The following is a 22,543-nucleotide window of genomic DNA, read 5'->3' as shown; positions in this document are numbered from 1 at the left end:
TTCGGCCCCGCAAGGCACGTTTGTCACAAGTTCAAACTAGGGCAGAGACAATTCATTCTAAAAGGGATAGGCGCGGGCACCTGAGCCAAACGGTGAGTCACTTGCCGGAGTGACTTCTTAAGGCGGAGTGTGGCGCTGCTTGAAAAAGGAAACCGTCTCCGCGCTGAACCTCAAGATGCGCTGGGACATGGATGGCCCTGATCCTGCCGAACATCGGGGTATTAAGTTTCAACCCCGGTCTAAAGCGACTCAATTCTTCCAAGAATCTGAAGCGAATTTGAGAGAGTTCCACCCACAGATAACAGAACTTAACAACTTTTGGAGGCAGTACAGATGAACCCGCAAAACCAACTCACCAGCATGCAACGGATTGGATTCGGCAGAACCAGAGTTGTGATTGCAGCCGCCATTCTTATGACCGGCACCTATGCTCTCTTTCCGGAGCTTACCCCCAGCAACTTGATTGCTCATGCGCAGAACACGAATGCTACGATCCGCGGCCAGGTACTCGATCCGACCGGCGCTCTCGTTCCGAGCGCTTCCATCCTGATCGTCAACAAAGAGACCGGAGTTACAGTGTTCAACGGTAAGACCGATTCCGCCGGAACCTTTGTTGCACCGCAGGTTATTCCCGGCATCTATAAGGTGACCGTCACCGCCCCGGACCTTAAGCAGTCCGTCACCGATAACCTTCAGGCGACCGTAGCGCAGATCGCGGATGTGACGGTCAAGCTTGAGCTCGGCGAGAGCACGGAGGTCGTGACTGTTGAATCTAAAGGCGAGCAGCTCGACAGCAGCACCTCAGACGTGTCCACGCTGATCACGCCCGCTGACGTTCAGAATCTGCCCATCCAGGGCCGCACGACGGAGAACCTTCTCGCATTCATTCCCGGCGTCGCGCACGGTGGCGGCGGCACCACGCCGAGCACCTCTCAACTTTCCATCAACGGCAGTCGAACGCTCAATACCGAGGTGCTGCTCAACGGCGTCTCCACGATTGTAGCCTCCACCGGTACACCCCTCACGCTTCCCTCACCCGATGGGGTTGATTCGTTTCGTGCCCTCACGACGAACGCGCCTGCAGAGTATGGCCGCACCTCAGGCGCTGTTATTTCAGTCAACACCCGCTCAGGTGCGAACGCCTATCATGGCAGCCTCTATTTCCTTATGAAGAACGAGGACTTCGACGCCAACACGTACTTCCATAAACTGACCAGCCCGGTGTTGCCGCGCAACAAGGACCGTTTCTTCCAGATGGGAGGATCACTCGGCGGTCCTATCCGCGTACCCTGGCTCTTCAATGGGCACGACAAGGCCTTCTTCTTCTTCAACTACGACCGCACATTGCAGCCCAGTTCCACGACAATCACCGAGACTGTCCCGACAGCCGACATGCGCGCCGGGCATTTCTCCTATGCGCTTGCGCCGGTGGATGCCACGGGCAAGGCGCGCGCTCCCCAGCAGCTCTTCTATCCGGGCCCGCGTGGAGCGGCAGGAGGCACGACGACGGTCGCCATTCCCAACAATGATGTCAGCGCTCTGCTCGATCCTGCATCCGTAGCCATCATGAACCTGCTTCCGCTACCGAATGCAGCGGGCACATACGACCCCGTCAACAATCGCTACACCAGCAACTGGCAGTCCCTGCAGAATCTCAGCGGCCACTATCAACGCATCGTGGGTCGCGTCGACCTGACGCCCACGCTGAAGGATCGCTTCAGCATCAACATCTACCGTTACACCACGGCGACTCCGAATGCTGTTACCTACAACAGTCAACTGCTCAACACCACCTGGGACTGCACCTGCAACAATGCCTGGCTCCCTTCGATCGACTGGACGCGTAGCTGGTCATCTTCCCTCGTGAGCGACTTGAACATGGGCTTCTTCCGCAACGTCGTCCTTCGTAATCCTCCGGGCCAGGTCGGCAACGTATCGCAGACGACCGGCATCGCGTCGTTACCCATCAACCAGTTCCCCGAACTCACCGATCCGGGATTCAGCAATATCGGCTCAGACACCAACACCAACCAGGTCAACATCACCAATACATTCACGCCCTTCGGTACGGTCACGAAGACCTTTGGCCCACATACCTTCAAAATGGGTGGCTCGCTGCGCAAGAACCAGTTCAACTCCTACAATCCCGCGGCAAGCCCTGAAGGCTCTATCGCATTCGACGGTTCCATCACCAATCACGGCGCATCCGGCACGGCCACCTCTGGTGTTGCCGATTTCATGCTGGGAGAGATCAAGACTGCCAGCTATGAACAGCCGATGCCCGAGACGGGACGTCGCAACTACAACCTCGGCCTATTCTTCCAGGACGACTACCGCGTCACGCCAAAGCTGACCCTGAATTTGGGTCTGCGTTACGAGATCGAGGGATCGCTCTACATTGCGACGAATGTCTATAGCCGCTTTGACCCTAACACCGGCGCGCTGCTGGTAGCCGGGCAGAACGGCGTGTCCCGCTCCCTAAATGTCACCGAGCCCAAAGCTGATTTTTCTCCGCGCATCGGCCTCGCCTACAGCGTCAACGACAAGACGGTGATCCGCGCGGCGTTTGGCACCTTCTATGGAACGATCTTCCAGAACCTCGGTGGCCAACTTGCCTATCCCGGATATGACAATTCACCCTCGTACAACAATCTGGGCACTGGTATCGCGCAACCTTTCAGCCTTTCGCAGGGGCTACCACTCGTCGCTCCCGTGCCATTGAGCAATCCAGGCCTCGCGATCGCCAATGCCACGGTCTCCAATCCCTACTCGCCAAGCGGTGTCTCCTTCAACGAGCTGAATCCGATGGCACTCGTCCAGCAGTGGAATCTTGGGTTCCAGCGCAAGCTGCCGCTTGCGATGACACTCGAGGTGAACTACATCGGCAACCATGCACTGCACCTTGCCTACGTTATTCCAGCGAACATCGTCCCACTCACGTCTGTGGATGCAGTCACGCTGGCCAACAACACTACGGCCACGCAGAATGCAGTTCCCTTCCACACCATCAAGTCGTTCTCTGTTGTCGATGGCGTCGGCAACTCGAACTACAACTCTCTGCAAGCCACGTTGAAACGCGACTTCAACCGAAGCCTCGCGGTGCTATCCAACTACACCTACGCTAAGGAAGAGGATGACGGGAGCACAATCTACAACTTCGCTGCACCCAACGGCACGGCGAACGCACAGTACACGGCAACAGGTGCTTACCGGTCTATGGATTTCACTGTCGGTAATATAGACGCGAAGCACACGCTAAACATTGCGATGATCTACACCACACCAGGTCCCTGGTGGCTGCGCGACTGGCATATTTCCCCGGTCTTTGTCGGTCGTACAGGGCTCCCGGTCAACGTCACGCAGACCAACGAGATTTCAAACGTGTCGCAGCAGCGCCCTAACGGCAATCCGCAACTGGTCAAACTGGCTCATCCCTACGTAAATGGCAGCAGCATTCAGTACTGGGACTCGCCGCAGACCGACACCACCAGCTTCGCTCTCACGCCCTCGGGGCCGGTGTACAACACCATCGGAGGCGTTCGAACGCGCATTGTGAACACAGGCTTCGGCAACGTTCCTCGCGACTCCAATCGCGCGCCAGGCGAGGTAGACTTTGACGCATCTGTGGCGAAGGACTTCCCCATCTACGGCCGCTTCAAGTTCCAGATCCGGTTCGATGCCTTCAACGTCATCAACCACACCAACTTCAGTGCGCCGAGCGGGTCTCTCAGCGTGGGCGAACAAAGCACCGCGCCTACTGTGGCCAACTTCCAGGGATCTACCGCGTTCGGAAAGATCACGGGAACTGGAGCAGCAAGAACCATGCAAGCATCCACACGCATCTTCTTCTAAGAATGCTTTGACCTGACCCGCTGCGAGTGACCGCCGCTGGAGGTGGTCACTCGCCTAAAGATCCAAAACCTCTCACTCGAGAAACTATGACCTTTCTAAGACATGATTCGTCCCACATCGTTGGCTTTGTCCTCGTCGGCGTCGCTCTCTGCGGCCTGCCTCGCCTGGCTGCATCCCAGACACTTCGATCTCCATGGGATGGTAAGCACGTCGCTGCGACCGACGTGCCGTATGCCTGCACGCCAATCACGCACATTGCACCTGACCTGACCACCGACGGATTTTATCGTCTCGATGACCCGACGCACTCGATCATCGACCCCGTTCGCCAGAAGGCTTACAACGAGTCCAGCAACCCGGTGAAGGCCGCCGGAATGAACATCGTCATAGCTGCCGACGCGTACCGCACCACTGGATCGAAGCAAGCACTGAAATGCGCCGTGGAAGGAATTCTCACCATGGCGAAAGACCGCTCTCTGTCGGGTCATATGTCTTCAAGTCAGGCTTACTATGTCCAAGGTTGGGTCGTGGGTGCCATTGCCATCGCGTATCTCAAGGTGAGAGACGGTGTGCGCGTCACGCCAGAGCAGAACGATCTGGTCGGCAACTGGCTCGTAGCAGTTGGAGCACAAACGAAACGCTATTACGACGATCGCCGCAAACCCGGGACGGGGGACGCGGGCAACAATCATCTCTATTGGGCAGGTGTCGAGCTGGTAGCGATCGGAGTAGCGGCGAATGATCGTAAAGACTTTGACTGGGGAATCGCAACCTACGACAACGGTGTCAACCAGATCCGACCGGACGGCACGTTACCCCTTGAGATGGCTCGCGGCAGCAAAGCGCTTCACTATCACCTCTATGCCTTAGCGCCTCTCGTCCTCATCGCAGAGTTCGGCCAAGCCAACAACATCAACCTCTATGCGCACGCGCATGGCGCCATTCATAAACTCGCGGACATATCGGTTGCAGGCCTCGAAGACCCGCAACTCTTCGTCAAGGGCACAGGGGTCAAACAGGAGGTTCCCAACGTACCTAGCGGAGACCAGATCGGCTGGGCCCCTCCCTATGTTCGCCGGTTCCCAAATCCGGATTTGACGCGGCTTATCCAGAAAGCCCCAAGTCTGAGCGTCTATTACCTTGGTGGCCTACCACCCGCGTGACGCCAAAACCCACTCACGCGCCATAGCTCATTCATGCGCATTACACTGACGCATCCCATCCCCTGGATCGCAATACTTTTCAACGTCAAGTACGAAAGGCTCCTTTACACAACTTCACAAAAGCCCATCCCATAGCAGAAGTTCGGCCTGTTGGGGATGCTCCGCAACCTTACTTGGGATGTTGAGCAACATCGTCGAGCGCACTTCCTGCGTGAACTGGGGCCACACAGGAAGACCTGCGGCAGCAGGTGGTTCACCCTTTAGGAAATTGAGCCACGCTGCATGCATCTGCTCTGCCAGTGCAGTCTCCCCAGCTTCGGGAGAAGCTTTGGTCCGATCCCAAACCAAGTCTATGTCTTCGGAATGGAACGCCAGCCCCTTCATTCTGCCTTTGGTTGGAGCGTAATCCAGCCGGTACATCCATGCAGATCCACCTCCGTTGACGAACGCCTCTGCCACACGTTCACTTGGTATCCAATACTCCTCCGCCGTAACCGCGCGGATTCTGCGAAGTTCATCACTCATGTCCGGATACAACGAGGCGTACTTCGCAAATACTTCGTTAAAACGCGGTAATTGAACATTGCCTAGATCCTGCGCCGTCGGATCGTGTTCAGGACGAGGCCCGATAAAAAGAGCGCTCTCATCGCGGTTCGTGCCAATCAGCAGCCGTTTCGATCCTTCCGATTTGCCGATAGATTTGATGGGTAACCGCGGTAACAGATCTACATCGATCTGAGGCCGTAGTGGGAAGTGCTGCGGCCAGCTCTTCAGAAACTTGGTCTGTACATCCAGCAGCGCGGAAGCAGGTGCATCGAGCATCGCAGCCACAGCTGTTTGGGTTTCATCCTTCCATAACTTGCCGAATCCCTCGGCCACGTCGGCTGATGCTTCCTTTGACCACACGCGCTCCGCGCCACCGCTTTCCGAGATTGCCTGCGAAAATAAAGGCTGAGCGCGTGGCGTGCCGAGCAGTATATCTGTCAGCTTTGCGCCAGCGCTCTCACCACCCACCGTAATACGTGCGGGATCACCTCCGAAGACACTGATATTTCTCTGAAGCCACTCCAAAGCCGCGACCAGATCACTCAACGCATTATTAGCAGTCCCCTCGTATGCTGCACCGAGCAGCGGCTCCCAGTTCAGAAAACCAAAGACGCCAAGCCGATACCCCACCGTCACAAGCACCACACCTTCATGCGCAAACTGTGAACCGTCGTAAGTAGCCTCAAAGGCATGACCGTTTGTGAAGCCTCCGCCATGGATCCATACGAAGACCGGCCACGGGCCTTTGCCTTGAACACCACCCGGAGTCGGCGTCCAAAGATTGAGGTATAGGCAGTCTTCGCTATGTTTCACACCGGGTTCGCCGGTCTGAACTGGCGAGTCTGCGAACGAGCGCGCATCCCTCACCCCGATCCATGGCTTTTTCTTCCCGGCGGGACGGAAGCGCAGTTCGCCCACGGGCGGTTCTGCATATGGAACGCCCCGAAAGATATGCACACCGTCAATAGTTTCCCCACGGAGCATGCCGAGGTCTGTCTTCACCACCGCCGTCGAATCCTGCGCCCAGATGCGGCGAGGCAGAACAGCAACTCCCGCCGCCAGGAACCCCTGCTGCACTATAGCTCTACGTGACCAAACTTGCTTCTTCATCCCACCAGCCTAAACTTTTTTGCCGGGTTAGGACCGCTCATCAGATGTACGTTGCTACATCACCGGCCCCAAGTTTCGCAGTAAATACCTTGTCATGAAAACCGACGTGGAAGAAAATCGACACCCACATCGGACTGCCAAGCGTCTACTAAAGGCCCATCAGAGCAAAAAACCACACCAAGCGCCATCGTTCTGCACATAAGAGTCCTCACGGGGCTTATTGAAAGCGAAGGTTTCGCCTTCGACACTGCCTCTGATCGCGATGCGCCCCAGGGTTTGATAATCTGGGTTGATGCGGTAATGGAAAAGGCTCTTATCGATTGCTTATTGCTCTGAGTCGACTATGCCTTCAAGACCGTAAGAGCGGCACACTTGGATAACCGAATAGGGCGTATAGTCCAATCGACCTTTCCAGTGACCGCGTCTGGAATCGCTAACTTGGTACAGACTTGTCGGATATTGGCGCCGCGTTGAGACGCTACCCAGTTTGGCTTATCTGAAGTGGGTGCCTCCACACCTGGAAACATCGAGCGAACGTGCCACCGAATCGCTCGAGTGGTTACGCGAAACGCAGGAGAAAGTTTGGAACAGGAACCTCAGGTTGTGGGGATAGACTTTGGAACGACGAACAGCTCCGTTGCTCTACTACGGCAGGGCAAGGTCATAGAGGTTCCGTTCGAATCCAGAGCTGAGAGTAGCCGATCCTCGCGGTCCCTTCTCTATCTTGAACGTGACCGTGAAAGAAACGGACCTTCTGCCATTCGCTCATGGACTGGCGCCGAAGCGGTTGAACAGTATCTTGAGGCCAATGAAGAGGAGGTACAAAAGCGACTCATACAGTCCTTGAAGAGTCACTTGGCAGCTCGTAATCTCACGGGCACCGAGATATTTAGCCGACAATATCGTTTCGAAGAGCTTGTTGCGCGCATCCTTCGGGATCTGAGGCGACGGTCTAGTGAAGTGTTCGGCTTCGAAGTGACGAAGGCCGTGGTGGGCCGCCCGGTGATGTTTGTTAATGCAGCAAACGAAAGCGATAATGCGTTTGCAGAGCAGCGACTTCGAACTGCCTTGAGCGACGCCGGATTCAGCGACATCACGTTCGCCATGGAACCGATTGCGGCGGCGCGGGCCTATCAAGCAGCGCACGCGATCCAAGGCATTACCCTCATAGGGGACTTCGGGGGTGGTACTACCGACTTTTCTCTACTGAATGTCACGCGAGGAAAGTCCAGAGTCTTGGCGAGTACAGGTGTCGCGTTAGCAGGAGATGCCTTCGATGCGCGCATTGTCAGGCGACTCATCTCTCCCGCGCTCGGCTCGGACTCTTTTTCACTTTCTTTCGGCAAAGAATTATCCGCGCTTCCAGCATGGGTTTATCGCCGCCTCGAGAACTGGCACACGCTGTCCTTCCTGCGGACCAGAGAGGTGCGAGACATGCTTCGCGTCGCGGAAAGACGCTCGACAGAACCAGAAAAAATTCACGCCTTGCGGGAGGTAGTGGAAGACGATCTTGGATATCTTTTGCATCGCGCGGTTCAGCGCGTAAAGGCCGAGCTATCAGAGGCAACAGAGGCGACGTTCCTCTTGGATACAGGCAATCTGCGGTTGCAGCAGCAGGTTGCGCGCTCGGACTTTGAGACATGGATTGCTCCGGAGCTGGAACAGATGACCCGTGGCATCACCGCACTCCTGGAGGAAGCGGGTATTCCTGCGACAGAGGTAGATCAGGTTTTCCTGACTGGAGGCACGTCGCTGGTGCCGGCAGTGAAGCGAATTTTCCGAGAACGTTTTGCGAATGCTGAGTTTAAATCTGGCGACGTCTTCACATCCGTTGCACAGGGGCTGGCACGGATAGCTCAGGACATATCTTAAGAACGCGACATGCACATCCAGATAGGGACTTGCGGGACAAATGAACGCACCGCCAAAATCGGCCTTACCCCATGCGATTAGTTCATAAGTTCCGCTAAACCGATGCTGGCCGGAACTTCTAGTTCTCGCCGTTCGAATACGCCACCGCAGTGGATATAAACTGACGACAGTCTTATCCCGATACGACCTGCTTTCGTTCAAATATCTTGAGGTTCTGACATCATGACGCGAATTTCGCGAGTGGTTCTGAGTGGACTGGCCTTCGCCAGCCTGACGTTTTCTTGTTTCTCCGCCGCTGCGCAGGTTGATCCAAGCCTCTACGCCGGTCTCAGATGGCGCAACGTGGGCCCCTTTCACGGCGGCCGCATCTCTTCGGTCACCGGAGTCATCGGTCAGAGCGGCACGTTCTATGTGGGCACTCCTCTTGGCGGGATCTGGAAGACCACCAGCGGCGGCGTGACGTGGTTCCCTGTCTCCGATCAGCAGACGAGCTTTAATAGTGTGGGTGCAATTGAGGTCGCGCCATCGAATCCGAACATCATTTATGCCGGTACTGGCGATCCCATCAGCGGCAGCCTGGGCAACGGCATGTGGAAGTCCACCGATGCCGGGATGACGTGGAAGCACATCGGGCTTGAGGACACCGTCAAGATCGGCAGCATGGTGGTCGACCCCTCCGATCCTAACGTGGTGCTTGTCTCTGCGCTTGGCGACAGCACGCATTCCGGAGGCGGTATCTATCGCACCACTGATGGCGGCGATACCTGGACCAATGTCCTGAAGACTCCGGACTACGATGGCGTGCGGGACTTGCAAGCCGCTTACGACGAGCCGAAGGTGATGCTGGCGGCGACACAAGGCACAGGCGGCGGACGTGGCCCCGCTACAGGCAAGGTCAAGCCGCCGTTGACCTTCAAGTCCACGGATGAAGGCAAGACGTGGAAGCAGATCAAGATTCCGCCGTTCGAGGGCCGCATCGCGGTGGCTGTTGCCATGCACACCAAAGGTAAGCGGATGTACATCGTTGGCAACGTCATTGAGCACGGATCTGGCCTCTATCGCTCCGACGATGGCGGTGATACCTGGAAACACATGGCGGGCAACGACACCCGCATCGCCAACGGTCAGGGTGCTTACAGCAGCGGTGTCTTTGTGGACTCGGAAAACCCGGACGTTCTTTACACCATGAGCACCGCCATGTACCGTTCGACCGACGGTGGCGAAACATTCGAAGCCTTCAAGGGCGCTCCCGGCGGCGAAGACTATCACAAGCTCTGGGTCGATCCGACTATCGGCGGCCGCATGCTGGTTGGGTCCGATCAAGGTGCCAGCGTGACGCTCGATAACGGTCGCACCTGGAGCCTCTGGTATACAGAAGCCATCTCGCAGGTCTACCACATCGCCACCGATAATCAGTATCCGTACTGGATCATGGCGGCACAGCAGGATACCGGCGCGGTGATGATCAGCAGCCGCGGCACCTTCGGCCAGGTGAACTTCACCGACTGGAGCCCGCTGCCTTCTTCAGAGTTCGGCGTTGTCACGCCCGATCCAAAGAATCCTCAGATTATTTACGGCGTTGGCTACGGACCCGGCGGTGGCGGCAGCGGCCTGATCAAGATCGACATGAAGACCGGGCAGTGGCAGAACGTCGCGCCGAACTTCGGTACCGACGCAGCGAAGTTCACAGCAGGCCGCGACTTCCAGAAGAAGTTCGATCTCGCCTTTGATCCCAGCGCCCTCTATGTCGCGTACCAATGTTTGGTGGTCACACGAGACGGCGCTCACAGCTTCTCCATCGCCAGCCCTGATCTCACAACAGCCAAGGGATCGCCGAAAAAGTCCTGCGGCGCCGCTCCGGTTACGCCTCCCGCCAAGGGAACGCCGCCCTCCTCCGTAGCCGGTACATTCACGCCGGAGCCGAGCTTTGAGCAGCGTGTGGCTGTGCCTGAGCCTTCCATCAACGACTTCTCCATCTCGACAGTCAAGCGCGGTGTGATGTGGAGCGTCAGCAGCAACGGCCAGATCTACAACACGATGGACCACGGTAAGACCTGGAACAATGTCAGCAACATTACCGACGCTCCTGCACGCACGAACTTCAGCACGATCGAAGCCGGAGACAACGTGAACACAGCGTTTGTCGTCGGCCGCATCGCCCTTGGACCGGCGGCGGCGATGAACGCTTCCTCCGCTGCGAACACCCCGGCTACCCCAGTAGACGTGGACGTTCCACTGATGTGGCGCACGATCGACGGCGGCAAGACCTGGCTGAAGATTATCGACGGTCTACCCGCCGACGAGCGAACCGGCAGCTGGATCAACAGCATGCGTGCTGATCCGCAGCAGCCGGGCCTGCTCTTTGCTGGCAGCGAAACGACCGTCTACGTCAGCTTCGACAACGGCGATCACTGGCAGCCGTTGCGCCAGAACCTTCCCAGCACGTCTATCCGCGATCTTACGGTGCACACCGATCATCACCAGAATGATCTGGTGATCGGTACGTACGGTCGTGGCTTCTGGGTTCTCGACGACATCACGCCACTGCGGCAGCTTGCCGCGCACGCGCAGACCATTGCCTCTTCCTCGGTGTATTTCTTCGAGCCCGAGCAGGCGATTCGCGCTCGCAACAACAGCAACTGGGATCAGCCCTTCTCCATCGAAGTACCCCATGTCGCAAATGCGCCGTATGGCGCCATCGTGGACTATTACCTCAGCAAGGTACCGACCGGCCCGATCCAGTTACAGATCTTCGATGGCCACGACAACCTCGTTCGCACAATCACCAGCACGCCGCCCCCGCCGATCACCGGCGAAGAGTATCCGCACTACTGGCTCGCTTCGCCGGAGTCGCGCGCACTCAGCACGCATATCGGCCTTAATCGCATCAATTGGAACCTCTACTACGATGACCCGCCAGCCCTGCGTCACGATCTCGAAAACGAGATGAACATGACCGAAGGCTCCGTTACCCCCGGCCCGCATGGACCGCAGGTGATCCCTGGGATCTACAAACTGAAGCTCACCGTCGACGGTCAGGTCTATACCCGCGAAGTCACCGTGATCAATGATCCGCGCGTCGGACAAAGCCCGGAATTGATGACCGCTCTGAATAATCAAAACAAGCTGACGCTGCTGTCGGTCCAGGGCATGCAGCAGAGCTTCGACGGCAACGCTGAAGTGGATGCGGTGAGAAATCAGACTGCGACCTTGATGCAGAGCAAGCTGCCTGAGGATGTCGCCACTCAGGCCAAGGCACTCGATGCCTCACTCCTCAAGATCGGTGGTGCCCTGCCGACCGGTGGCGGTGGTGGTCGTCGCGGTCCTGTGGACCCGAAAGCGATGCAATCGTTCATGGACCTGAACAACACCTACAACACCATGGTCAGCATGATGCAGGTGGGTATGGATATGGCACCCACACCTTCGCAGATTGCGACCTGGGAGAGCGATTGCAAGAGCTTCGATCAGACCGTCGAGGCCTGGAAGGCAGCACAGAAACAGATCGCCGACTTCAACGCGCTGGTGATCAAAAATAATCTGAAGCCGCTCACCGTAGTACCGAGCAAACTGGCCGAGCCGACGTGCAGCTTCATCCCTGCAGCGAGTGTAAGGGCAAAGAAGTAATCCTCCCGATTCCAGGTGCAGGAGAAAACGCAGGCAGAGCGGTCGCCCTCACAGCGGCTTCTTTGCGTACTCGCAACTACCAAAAGGCACCTATACTCAGTCCCGCTATTCATCACTTCAACCAGGAGAGCTCTTCGGAGAGGAATGACTTTACTCGATCTGTGTTCGTACCTAGGGCTGGGCGCGGCGGGGGCGGCGACGTTGAATCTGCTGCTGGGCCTGCTGATGTCGATGCGTTACAGCCCAGTACGAATGTGGCCGCACCGTCGTATTAACGTGTTCATGCTGCATCAGTGGACAGCGTACCTCACGGTGGCGCTGACTGTAACGCATCCGCTGGTGCTTCTGTTTCAGTCGACACGAGTGTTCCGCGTCGTCGACCTGATCTGGCCGCTGCACTCCCCACTGCAGCCGACACTGAACACAGTAGGCGCGCTGGCCGCGTACCTGGTGCTGTTGATTGTGGGCTCTTCTCTCCTCCGGACACAAATCGGACGACCTGTGTGGAGACGTCTCCACTACCTTGCGTTTCCAATGATGTTGCTTCTCTTCATCCATAGCATCCTTACCGATCCGGAGTTGAAGGACGGGCATCCTGACCTGCTGGATGGCGGGAAGATATTTCTCGAGATCGCTTGCGTAGTGAGCATCGCTGCGGTCGTCGCGCGCCTGTGGCGGCGCGGTCGCGGACTCCGACCGGTCACAAAATCAACGTGGGAGTCTTTCAACGGGCCAACGTCGTCTGAATGATTACACTGCAGTTAGAAAATGTTGAGAGGGAGCTGTAAATTGGTGATTAGCTCCCGCACGCCACAATCTACGTTTCGAGGAACCACTGTGAAAAGATTCGGTCGATCTCTTTCCGTCTGCCGTGTTTCGGCCAAGCGCGGCTTTGCCAGTAAAACAGCGTCATCTTTGCTGGTCTTCCTTGGAATGAGTGTGGCGGCCGCTTACGCCCAGAGTGCGCCAGTGTCCACCTTCAACGACATGAAGTGGCGGCAGATTGGGCCGATGCGAGCAGGTAGAACCCGAGCGCTGGCGGGTGTCGCAAGCCAGCCTGCCACCTTCTATATCGGCGGAGTGAATGGTGGCGTCTGGAAGACGACCGACGGCGGTGCGACCTGGCATAGCCTCTGGGACGCGCAGCCTTCGGGCTCGATCGGCACGATTGCCGTGGCAGACTCGAACCCCGATATTGTCTGGGTAGGCAGCGGAGAAGGCCTGCAGAGGCCAGATCTTTCGACTGGCGACGGTGTGTACAAATCTACGGACGCGGGCAAGACATGGACGCATCTTCCACAGCTCCGCGATGGACAGCAGATCGGGCAGATTGCGATCGACCCTAAGAATCCCGACAAAGTGTTTGTCGCGGTGACGGGACACCCGTATGGCCCGAATAAGGAGCGCGGACTGTATCGCACGCTTGACGGTGGCAAGACCTGGAAGAACGTCCTCTACATCGACGAGCAGACAGGCGCGTCCGACGTAGAGATCGACCCAAACAATCCGCAGATTGTTTACGCAGGCATGTGGCAGCGGCAGGAAGGTCCGTGGGAAAACGGCGCCTTCATTGGCGATCGCGGCGGTATGTTCCGCTCGACCGACGGCGGCGAGACGTTCGCGAAAGTGACAGGCGGAGGTCTGCCCGACGACCAGCTGCAGGTGAATATCGCGATCGCCCCTTCCGATTCGAACCGCATCTACGCTGAAGTTGCACGGCTTCGCGGCGGCGTGCTGCTCATGCGCTCCGATGACGGTGGCAAGACATGGATCCATGCCCCAGTCAATGATTCTCGACCCGAAGGTCGCATCGGCGGCGGGGACGTGCCGGTTCCCCGCGTCGATCCCAAGGATCCGAACACCGTCATCGTTGCAAGTGTCGTAACCTGGCGATCGACCGACGCAGGTAAGACCTGGTTCGGTCTGCGAGGAGCGCCCGGCGGCGACGACTACCAGAACGTCTACATCAATCCCAACAACACGGACATCATCGCGCTTGCCAGCGATCAGGGCGTCATCGTCTCGATGAACCGCGGAGAGTCCTGGACAAGCTGGTACAACCAGCCCACCGCGCAGATGTACCACGCGACGGCAGACAATTCGTTCCCGTATCGCGTCTGCGGCGGACAGCAGGATTCTGGCAGCGCCTGCGTCGGTAGCCGTAGCAACGACGGACGCATCACCTTCCACGACTGGCACCCGGTCGGCATCGAAGAGTACGGCTACGCCGCTCCCGATCCGGATAATCCCGACATCGTCTATGGCGGCAAGGTCACCAGGTACGACCGCAAGACCGGGCAGATACAGAACGTGGAGCCGAAGGCAACGCGCGGCATCCGCACAGTGCGCACCGAGCCGCTCCAGTTCTCACCCATAGATCATCACAAGTTGTACTTTGGAGCCAATACTCTTTGGCTTACAGAGAATGGCGGGCAGGACTGGAAGGAAATCAGCCCGGACCTGAGTCGCGAGACTTACGACATTCCCGACGTCATTGGAACGTATAAGGACAACCCGGCGGCCAAGCCAACCCGACGCGGAGTCATATACTCTCTCGGCCTTTCGCCGCTCGATGTGAACCGCCTCTGGGCCGGCACGGACGACGGTCTGATCTGGACGACGGCGGATGGCGGAGCCAACTGGTCCAACGTAACGCCGCCTGCCATGAAGCCGTTCTGGAAGGTGTTCAACATGGACGCCGGCCACTTCGACAAGCTGACGGCGTACGCCGCCGTGAATACGCTTCGGCTCGACGATATGCGACCTCACCTCTTCCGCACGCACGACGGCGGCAAGACGTGGAAGGAGATCAATAACGGCATTCCTGACGGTGCAGCCACGAGCGCAATCCGCGAAGATCCGAAGCGTAAAGGTCTGCTCTATGCAGGTTCTGAGACGCAGGTATATGTCTCCTTCGACGACGGCGATCACTGGCAGTCACTGCGGCTGAATATGGCTGCGGTTTCGATCCGCGATCTCGAGGTGAAGGAGGACGATCTCATCGCAGCGACGCATGGCCGTGGCTATCTGATCCTGGACGACGTGACACCATTGCGGCAGTTCAGCGAAAAGCTCGAAGCCGAGAGCGCTCACCTGTACACACCGCAGGTAGCCATCCGTATCCGCGGAGATATGAACCCGCCGACGCCGTGGCCGCCAGACATGGCAACGGGAGAAAATCCGCCCGACGGGGCGATCCTCGATTATTACCTGGGCTCCAAGTTCAACGGTACCGTCTCACTCGAAATTACGGACAGCAAGGGTGAGGTCGTCAACAAGTTCAGCAGCACCGATCCCGTGACGCCGCTCGACCCGCGTTATCCCGACCCTACCGTCTGGGCACAGATGCCGCGCATCGTGCAGACTTCGGCCGGACATCATCGCTTCCTGTGGGACCTGCGCTACGCAGAAGTTCCGGGCATGGCCACCGGCCCTGATGCTTCACAGGCTGTGCCCCACAATACCCCTCCGGTTCCTTCGTCTCCCTTTGTGATGCCGGGTGAGTACACGCTCAAGATGGTCGCGGGCGGCAAAACGTTCAGCACAAAGATGACAGTCGTGATGGATCCGCGAGTAAAAACTACATTTGCTGATCTAGAGAAGCAGTTCGAAGTTTCAAAGAAGATGTACGACCAGATGATGCGCGCGACAGCAGCGATTCACGAAGCAACCGTGCTGCGGCACCAGATGGAGGCCGACGGCTACAAGGGTCCGAGTGGCGCCTCCTCTAATCTGGAGAGCAAGCTGGAGACGATCGTCGGCGTGGAGCGCGGAGAAGAGCGTGGTGGCGGTGGCCGTCGCGGTGGTGGCCCTGCACCTCCACCGACGCTGGGCTCTGCCCGCACCGCACTCGCCCGTCTGGAGCACGAGATACAGAACGCAGACGCTGCTCCTACGACGACACAAGTACAGGCCGCGGAAGAAACAGGCAAACCGCTTGAGGACCTTCTGCAGAAGTGGGACGATCTAAAGAAGACGGACCTGAAGTCTCTGAACGAGTCACTCCGCCAGAAGAGCCTGCCGCTGCTCTCACTCGATACACACATCATCGATCACGATGTCGAAGATCAAATTGAGTTGGGCGACGAAGACGAGCCATAGCGCAACGAGGTAGGGAGGGCACAGCCTTCCCTGCCCGTCAGTTTCACAGTACAAACTTACAAACAAGAGCGTGGTGCATTGTTCCGCGACAAGGGAGCGTTGCACCTTCATAGATGACAGCGCATTCATCTGCAAGACGATTACAAGAGGACATCAAGTGACAAGCAATTTCAGGAGACGTTTTCTCGCGCTGTTTGCAGCCATGACGATAAGCGGTTCGCTGCACGCCCAGACGCCCGATACCGTAACCTTGACCGGCGTGGTGCAGGACACCACGCATGCGCAGATTCCCGGCGCGACCATCACGGTGACCAACGCTCTCACCGGCCTGTCACTCTCCGTGATCTCAGATAGCCACGGCGACTTCACCCTCAACGGTTTACCCGCCGCAGGTAGTTACAACGTCCGCAGTGAGAAGAATGGCTTTGCGCCCGCGACGGTGCAGCACATCTCGGTCGCAGGCGGCAGCACGGCGAAGGTGACGGTAACGCTGAGCGTCGAGCCAGCTACAACGCGGGTGGATGTAGCAGGATTCGCAACAGACGTTCATCTTGACCAGCCGCAACTGGGCGACTTCTTGAGCGCAACGCAAATCCAGGAGACGCCGCTGTTGAACCGCCGCATCACCTATCTGCCGCTGCTTAACGCGGCGAACCGCCCAGCCATCAATCAGGGCGACGTTTTTATGAATCAGGACCTCTTCACAACCAACGGCTCGGGACGCCGACAGACGTGGTTCGAGATCGACGGAGCGAACGGCAACGATGGCTGGGGGCGGCAGACGATCTTTACCAATATTCCTGAAGATGCTGTCGAAGAGGTCTCCGTTCTGACCAACGCCTTCAGTGCGCAGTACGGATATGGCACAGGCAGCGTGGTGAATATCGTGACGAAGAGCGGCGGTAATAGGCTGCACGGCGATTTGCTCGCGCTCTATCGTCCATCCGGCACGGAAGCCAGGCTTTCCGGCTTTACGACCGCGAATGCAGCCAGCGGAAATGACATCGTGAACGACAGCATGGACCAGTTTGCGGCCTCGCTCGGCGGCCGGGTGGGCAAAGGCGATGCCACACACTTCTTCGGGGCCGTAGAAGAGACGCAGCAGAACCGTGCGAGTCCTATCACCTCGCCGCTTGCGCCAGGCAACTTCATCGGCCACTATCACGACCTCATGGGCACCCTTCGCCTCGACCACCAGTTGGGCGAGAAGAACAATACTTTTTTCCGCTTTGCTGGCGACGGATTCTACGACACCAATCCTAATGGCACCGTTGGCGGATCGACGCTGGCAAACGTGGCACGCACTTTCCGTCGTCGCACCTACACTACGGAGATCGGTGACACAACGCAGCTGAGCTCGCACCTGGTGAACAACCTGCGTGCAGAGTTTCAGCTTGGCTCGCCCATTACCGAGTTCGATCCGGTCGTATTCTCCACTCAGTTCAGCGTGCCTATCTCCGGCGGCGGATCGTCCTCCACATTCACCAGCGGCACTAGCCAGAGTGCCCTGCTGATGAACCATCAGTACGAGGTCAACGATGTCGTGTCCGCTTCTCTGCACCGGCATCAGCTCTCGTTCGGCACAGAACTGATCTTCGCGCACACTGGCGGCAACAGTAAAGAGTTCGGTGGCCCCGTCTATCTCGGCAAGTTCACCTACAACACCTGCACTCTTGCAGGTGCGACTGCAGCCCAGGTCGATGCCTACTGCGAGAGCTCCGCATACTTGAACAACATCGCCAATGTCGCAAACTACTCGCAGAGTTATGGCAACGCGAACTATACCGTGAACGATGCACTCTATGCAGTCTTCGCGCAGGACGACTATCGCCTCAGCAACAGACTCACCCTAAACCTCGGCCTGCGCTACGAGGGGCAGACCTTTACCGACGCGCACAAGAACTTCGCCCCACGCGTAGGCTTCGATCTCGATGTCTTCGGCAGAGGCAAGACCATCATCCGTGGTGGCTTCGGCATCTACTACTCGCAGATCGTAGACAACGAAGAAGCGAGCTATGCGCTTACCGGGCCCACCGGCGTCTTCAGTTACACCGCGACGCCCGGACAGGTCGGATTCCCCACCAGCATTGCTGCAGCCCCTCTGCCATCGTTCCCTACGGGTGCAGTCGCCCCCCTCCGCAGCCTCTATATCCGCCCCGGCGAGAGTGCGTACCTGAACCAGTTCTTTCCCACTTCCACGCTGGTTGGCTACCCAAGCAAGCTGCTGAACCCGTACTCCGAGCAAGACACCTTGAGCGTCGAACAGCGCCTGGCGCGCGAGACCGTGCTGAGCGTGGATTACGTTGGCACCCACGGACTGCGCATTCTGCGACCGCTCGACGTGGACGCGCCCGCCTCCTTCGTACGCACCGACAACATCACCGTTCGCTCGGCGATCGCAACGAACTGCAGTCGACCTTACTGGGTCTACTACTTCGCGCAGAAGGGTACGAGTTGCACCGCGTCGACAGCGGCCACGCAGCCTCCGTACAGCGTCATCCAGAGCGACGTGAACAATGGCTTTCTGCACTATGACGCTCTCGATGTAAACCTGCGCAAGAGTTTCGGCGATAGGGGCGTTCTGCTTGCGAGCTACACCTGGTCTCACACCTTGGATAACGTCGATCCCGACGCGACAAGCCAGAACCCCAACGATCCACTCAAGACTGGCCCAGCTGAGTACGGCAACGCACTTTACGACCAGCGCAACCGATTCGTCCTGAGCGGCTTTTATACCGCTCCGCTGAAGATCAAAATCGGTGGGATCGCGACAATGGCCGGCGGCTTGCCCTATAACCTGACCACTGGATTGACCAACAGCGGAGATACGGGTGCGACGACCGACCGGCCCATCATCAATGGCGTGCTTGTAGGGCGCAACACCGGTCGCGGTCGAGCTATGTACTACGTCGACCCCTTCGTCGAACGCTCGTTCCCCATCTATCAACGAGTGCATCTCGACCTGCGCGCCGAGGCCTTCAACGTCAACAACCATCCCAACTTCGTCACGTTCAACGGCGTGTACGGAACCGGCACCTCGCCGTCGCCGACACTGGGCGTTCCGAGCGCAGGTGCTACAGCACAGCTACCCGCGCGTGAATTGCAGTTCTCGGCAAAGGTAAGTTTCTGATGCGTCGGCTATCTGCCTTATTCGTACTCCTGTTCTGCGCGGGCACTTTGCTCGCGCAGAACAGCACCGGCTCCATCTTCGGCAAGGTTACCGATCCACAAGGACTCGCCATTCCGCAAGCGACGATCACGATTCGTAGTACGGATCTGGCAACCATTCGTGTCGTTCGGTCGGATGCAGTTGGCGAATTTCGTATCAATGGTCTCGTTCCGGGTGCATACACCCTCGATGCGCAAACGAAGTCGCTCAAGCTGCGCAAACCCACGAAGCTCACGGTCGGTCTGGGCAGCAGCATAGACATTGCGATCAAGCTGGACATCACCGACGTGAAACAGAAAACGACCGTGTCGGCACGCGCTGGCACCTCCGAAGGAAACACGACGGCCCCGCCGATCAACCAGAGCGAAGCCTCCGTCAGCACCTTCTTCGCAGGCCTTACCGAGACGTACTTACCGAATCGCGATCGAGATGTGACACAGTTCGATCAATTCACCGCGGACTCCCATGACAACGACGACGGCACGAGCGTCGATGGACAGAGAACCAATGCGCTCATCACTCAGGTCGACGATGTCGCCTTCTCTAGCCCGCTTTTCGGTTCCGCGCGCACCGCCGAGGATCATCCTTTTTTCTTGCCGCAGACAGTCGTACGCGAGTTTCAGCTCGTGACTGCCGGCGCCTCTGCCGAGGTCGGCTTCACAAGCGCAGGCTTCGTCAACGTCGCGACAAAAGAAGGCTCGAATCGTCTTCACGGCGAAGCCTTCTACACGGCAAGGCCAGCCACACTTACATCCTCGGACGCCTTCGGCAATAGCCCGAGCAATACGATGAACAACTTCGGTCTCTCCGACGGCGGCCCCATCGTGAAGAACAAACTTTTCTTCTACGCCGGCATCGAGCAGAACCTTCTACACGCGCCTCGATTCACCGAGTTCGCGCCCCAAGCACCAACGTTCGCAACTCCCACAAACCTGCTCGCGCTGCAGGGGCAGATCAAAGAACGCGACAAACCTCTTGCCATTTCGGGCCGCCTCGATGCCATTCTCGGCACGAGAAACACGTTGAACCTGGAGATCGCTGGGACGCGCGTTCGCTCCGCGCGTATGGAAGATCTCAGCGGCGATGGCGAAGAGCGCACACTTGGAGCCGCATCCACCGCAGCGAACGAGAGCGGACAGAGTCTCTTCGCGAAGGTGGGTCTCTCGACTGTTCTAAGTGCAACAAGCGTCAACCGCGCTCTGGTTGCGTGGTCCAGCGATCACCGTGCGATCACGCCGCTCTCGACGGCTCCTGCGTTCGTCATCAACGGATTCGGCACGCTCGGTGGCAGCACCCTCGGCACTCATCTCTACACCGCCCAGCAATGGCAGATCACGGACGACGTTACGCTCTCGCGAGGTCGTTCGCTGCTGAGTTTTGGAGGAGCGTTTTTCTACGATCCGTCCTACGAGCAGCGCGAAGAAAACCTCAACGGGCGCTTCGACTACAGCTCTCTGGCTGACTATCTAGACAATGCTCCTCGGCGCTTCCAGCAGACCTTCGTGACCGGCAATGTGCGTTACAACGAGGCGGTAAAGAGTCTCGGCTTGTATGCGAACGAGCGTGTCGAACTGCATCGCGGCTTGACCCTTACGGCAGGCCTTCGCTGGGCAGGCCAGTGGAACCCACAGCCCTTCAACGCCAACACGCTCATCGCCCAGTCACAACGCGTCCCCAATGATTTAGCGCAGTGGCAACCCCGCGTCGGACTGGCCTGGCGCGCAAATGACCGCACCGTGGTACGCGTATCTAGCGGGCTATACGACGCGCCCACTCCGGCAACGATCTTCCATCGTGTCTTCGCAGATAATGGCACACAGACGGTCACTGCGGATAGCTACTTCGATCCCGCCCTGCTTACCCTCACCAACGCAAGAACCACGACGCCTATCGCGTTGGGCACAGTGCCCAGTGGGCTGACCACTCCCCAGTCTCTCGTTGAAGCCATCGATCCCCTCTTCCGCAATCCCCGCTCGTTCCAGAGCGCGGCAAGTGTGGATGAGACCGTGGACTCGAAGCTCATCATGCGCGCAGAGTATCTGCACGCCTCCACGTGGAAGCTACAGCGCACCGTTGACGAAAATCTGAACGCACCAACGATCAACGCGCAAGGGGTGCCGATCTTCCCTGCTCTGCGACCAATCCTCGCAATCGGCAGAGAGATGGTGAACCAGTCAAGCGCGCATGCCCATTATGACGGTCTCACTCTGTCCGCCCTCGCGAAGCTATCCACGCGCTCGCAGATCAGCCTGAACTACACCCTATCGCAGACGAAAGACGGCGACTCCAGCGATGGCCCGTACAGCATCAGCTCTGCCCTGAACCCTTTCGATCTCCGAGCAGAAAATGCATACTCGAACCTCGACGTGCGGCATGTGCTGAACATAGCGGGAATCTTCAATCTTCCGCTAGGCTTCAAACTCAATCCGTTGATAGTGGCGCAGTCAGGTTCTCCGTACTCTGCTCTCGTTGGCTTCGATACACAAAACGACGCAAACGACTTCAATGATCGTGCCGTCGTGAACGGAGTTGTAACGCCTCGCAATATCTATCGCGGCCCTGTCTTCGGTGATGGGGACGTTCGCGTAGTGAAGGATTTCACCCTCAAAGGCGAAGGTCATCACCTCGATCTCTTTATGGATATCTTCAACGTGACAGGCGCCAGCAATCGTAGCTTCGGCCCGCAGCAGGTGAGCCTTTTCGGCTCGCCAGGAAGCCCGCTCTTCTCCGCAGGGCAGGCGCTCTACGCACCAGGCACCACACGCATCGGCGGTCCGCGTGGATTCCAATTCACAGCCCGCCTGGTAGGGTTTTGATCGCTGTCCAAAGCAAAGCTGAATCTCTTGTTTTGGATCGTTGCAGTACAAGTCTTGGCTCCTGTAACGGCCATCATATGCGCGGTCACAAGCCACGAAAACCGACCCGTTATCCGAACGAAGATGTTGCCGCACTCCCTTCAACACCATCACAAATTCAAGATATCGCCAACGATGGCTCTTCTCGTGGCCTTGCTATACCCTTCCGTCTGCAGGTTCCTCAAATAAGATCGGTTTCTTCGCCTTCAGCGCGTTTGAAGGCTTCACGCCCATTCACGCGTAGTTTT

General features: G+C 57.9%; 9 protein-coding genes. 8 read left to right on the top strand and 1 reads right to left on the bottom strand.

The window, feature by feature from the left end; all coding sequences use genetic code 11:
• Nucleotides 1–333 precede the first annotated feature (333 nt).
• Nucleotides 334–3,852, top strand: a complete 3,519-nt coding sequence (locus tag OHL14_RS14940) for a TonB-dependent receptor (RefSeq protein WP_263380153.1) — start codon at nucleotides 334–336, stop codon at nucleotides 3,850–3,852.
• 86 nt (nucleotides 3,853–3,938) lie between these two features.
• On the top strand, nucleotides 3,939–5,015 hold the full coding sequence (locus tag OHL14_RS14935) for an alginate lyase family protein (protein ID WP_263380152.1): 1,077 nt from the start codon (nucleotides 3,939–3,941) through the stop codon (nucleotides 5,013–5,015).
• A gap of 114 nt (nucleotides 5,016–5,129) precedes the next feature.
• On the opposite strand, the gene OHL14_RS14930 is transcribed toward OHL14_RS14935, so the two are convergent.
• A complete protein-coding gene (locus OHL14_RS14930) occupies nucleotides 5,130–6,671 on the bottom strand; it encodes a carboxylesterase/lipase family protein (protein WP_263380151.1) in 1,542 nt (513 codons plus the stop codon).
• 582 nt (nucleotides 6,672–7,253) lie between these two features.
• Between OHL14_RS14930 and OHL14_RS14925 the strand changes: the two genes are divergently transcribed.
• The 6 genes from OHL14_RS14925 to OHL14_RS14900 all read left to right on the top strand — a co-directional run bounded on the left by OHL14_RS14925 (nucleotide 7,254) and on the right by OHL14_RS14900 (nucleotide 22,256).
• Entirely contained in the window at nucleotides 7,254–8,543 is a 1,290-nt protein-coding gene (locus OHL14_RS14925; RefSeq protein ID WP_263380150.1) for an Hsp70 family protein, read from the top strand.
• A 222-nt stretch (nucleotides 8,544–8,765) separates the two neighbouring features.
• Nucleotides 8,766–12,170 carry a WD40/YVTN/BNR-like repeat-containing protein gene (locus tag OHL14_RS14920; RefSeq protein WP_263380149.1) on the top strand — a complete coding sequence of 1,135 codons (3,405 nt, stop codon included), beginning with the start codon at nucleotides 8,766–8,768 and terminating at the stop codon, nucleotides 12,168–12,170.
• Between the two features lie 144 nt (nucleotides 12,171–12,314).
• Nucleotides 12,315–12,920 (top strand): ferric reductase-like transmembrane domain-containing protein, encoded by a 606-nt coding sequence (locus OHL14_RS14915; protein ID WP_263380148.1) that lies wholly within the window; start codon nucleotides 12,315–12,317, stop codon nucleotides 12,918–12,920.
• An 87-nt stretch (nucleotides 12,921–13,007) separates the two neighbouring features.
• The gene (locus OHL14_RS14910; RefSeq protein WP_263380147.1) at nucleotides 13,008–16,271 is read left to right on the top strand and encodes a WD40/YVTN/BNR-like repeat-containing protein; all 3,264 of its coding nucleotides are present in this window, start codon (nucleotides 13,008–13,010) and stop codon (nucleotides 16,269–16,271) included.
• A gap of 157 nt (nucleotides 16,272–16,428) precedes the next feature.
• Nucleotides 16,429–19,401, top strand: coding sequence for a TonB-dependent receptor (locus tag OHL14_RS14905; protein WP_263380146.1), 2,973 nt, complete (start codon nucleotides 16,429–16,431; stop codon nucleotides 19,399–19,401).
• On the top strand, nucleotides 19,401–22,256 hold the full coding sequence (locus OHL14_RS14900) for a TonB-dependent receptor (protein WP_263380145.1): 2,856 nt from the start codon (nucleotides 19,401–19,403) through the stop codon (nucleotides 22,254–22,256). The genes OHL14_RS14905 and OHL14_RS14900 overlap by 1 nt, the downstream gene beginning before the upstream one ends.
• Nucleotides 22,257–22,543 lie beyond the last annotated feature (287 nt).

The organism is Granulicella paludicola, assembly GCF_025685545.1.
Lineage (GTDB): Bacteria > Acidobacteriota > Terriglobia > Terriglobales > Acidobacteriaceae > Granulicella > Granulicella paludicola.
The sequence above is the reverse complement of the archived record's forward strand: the minus strand, read 5'-3'. Positions and strand labels throughout refer to the sequence as shown.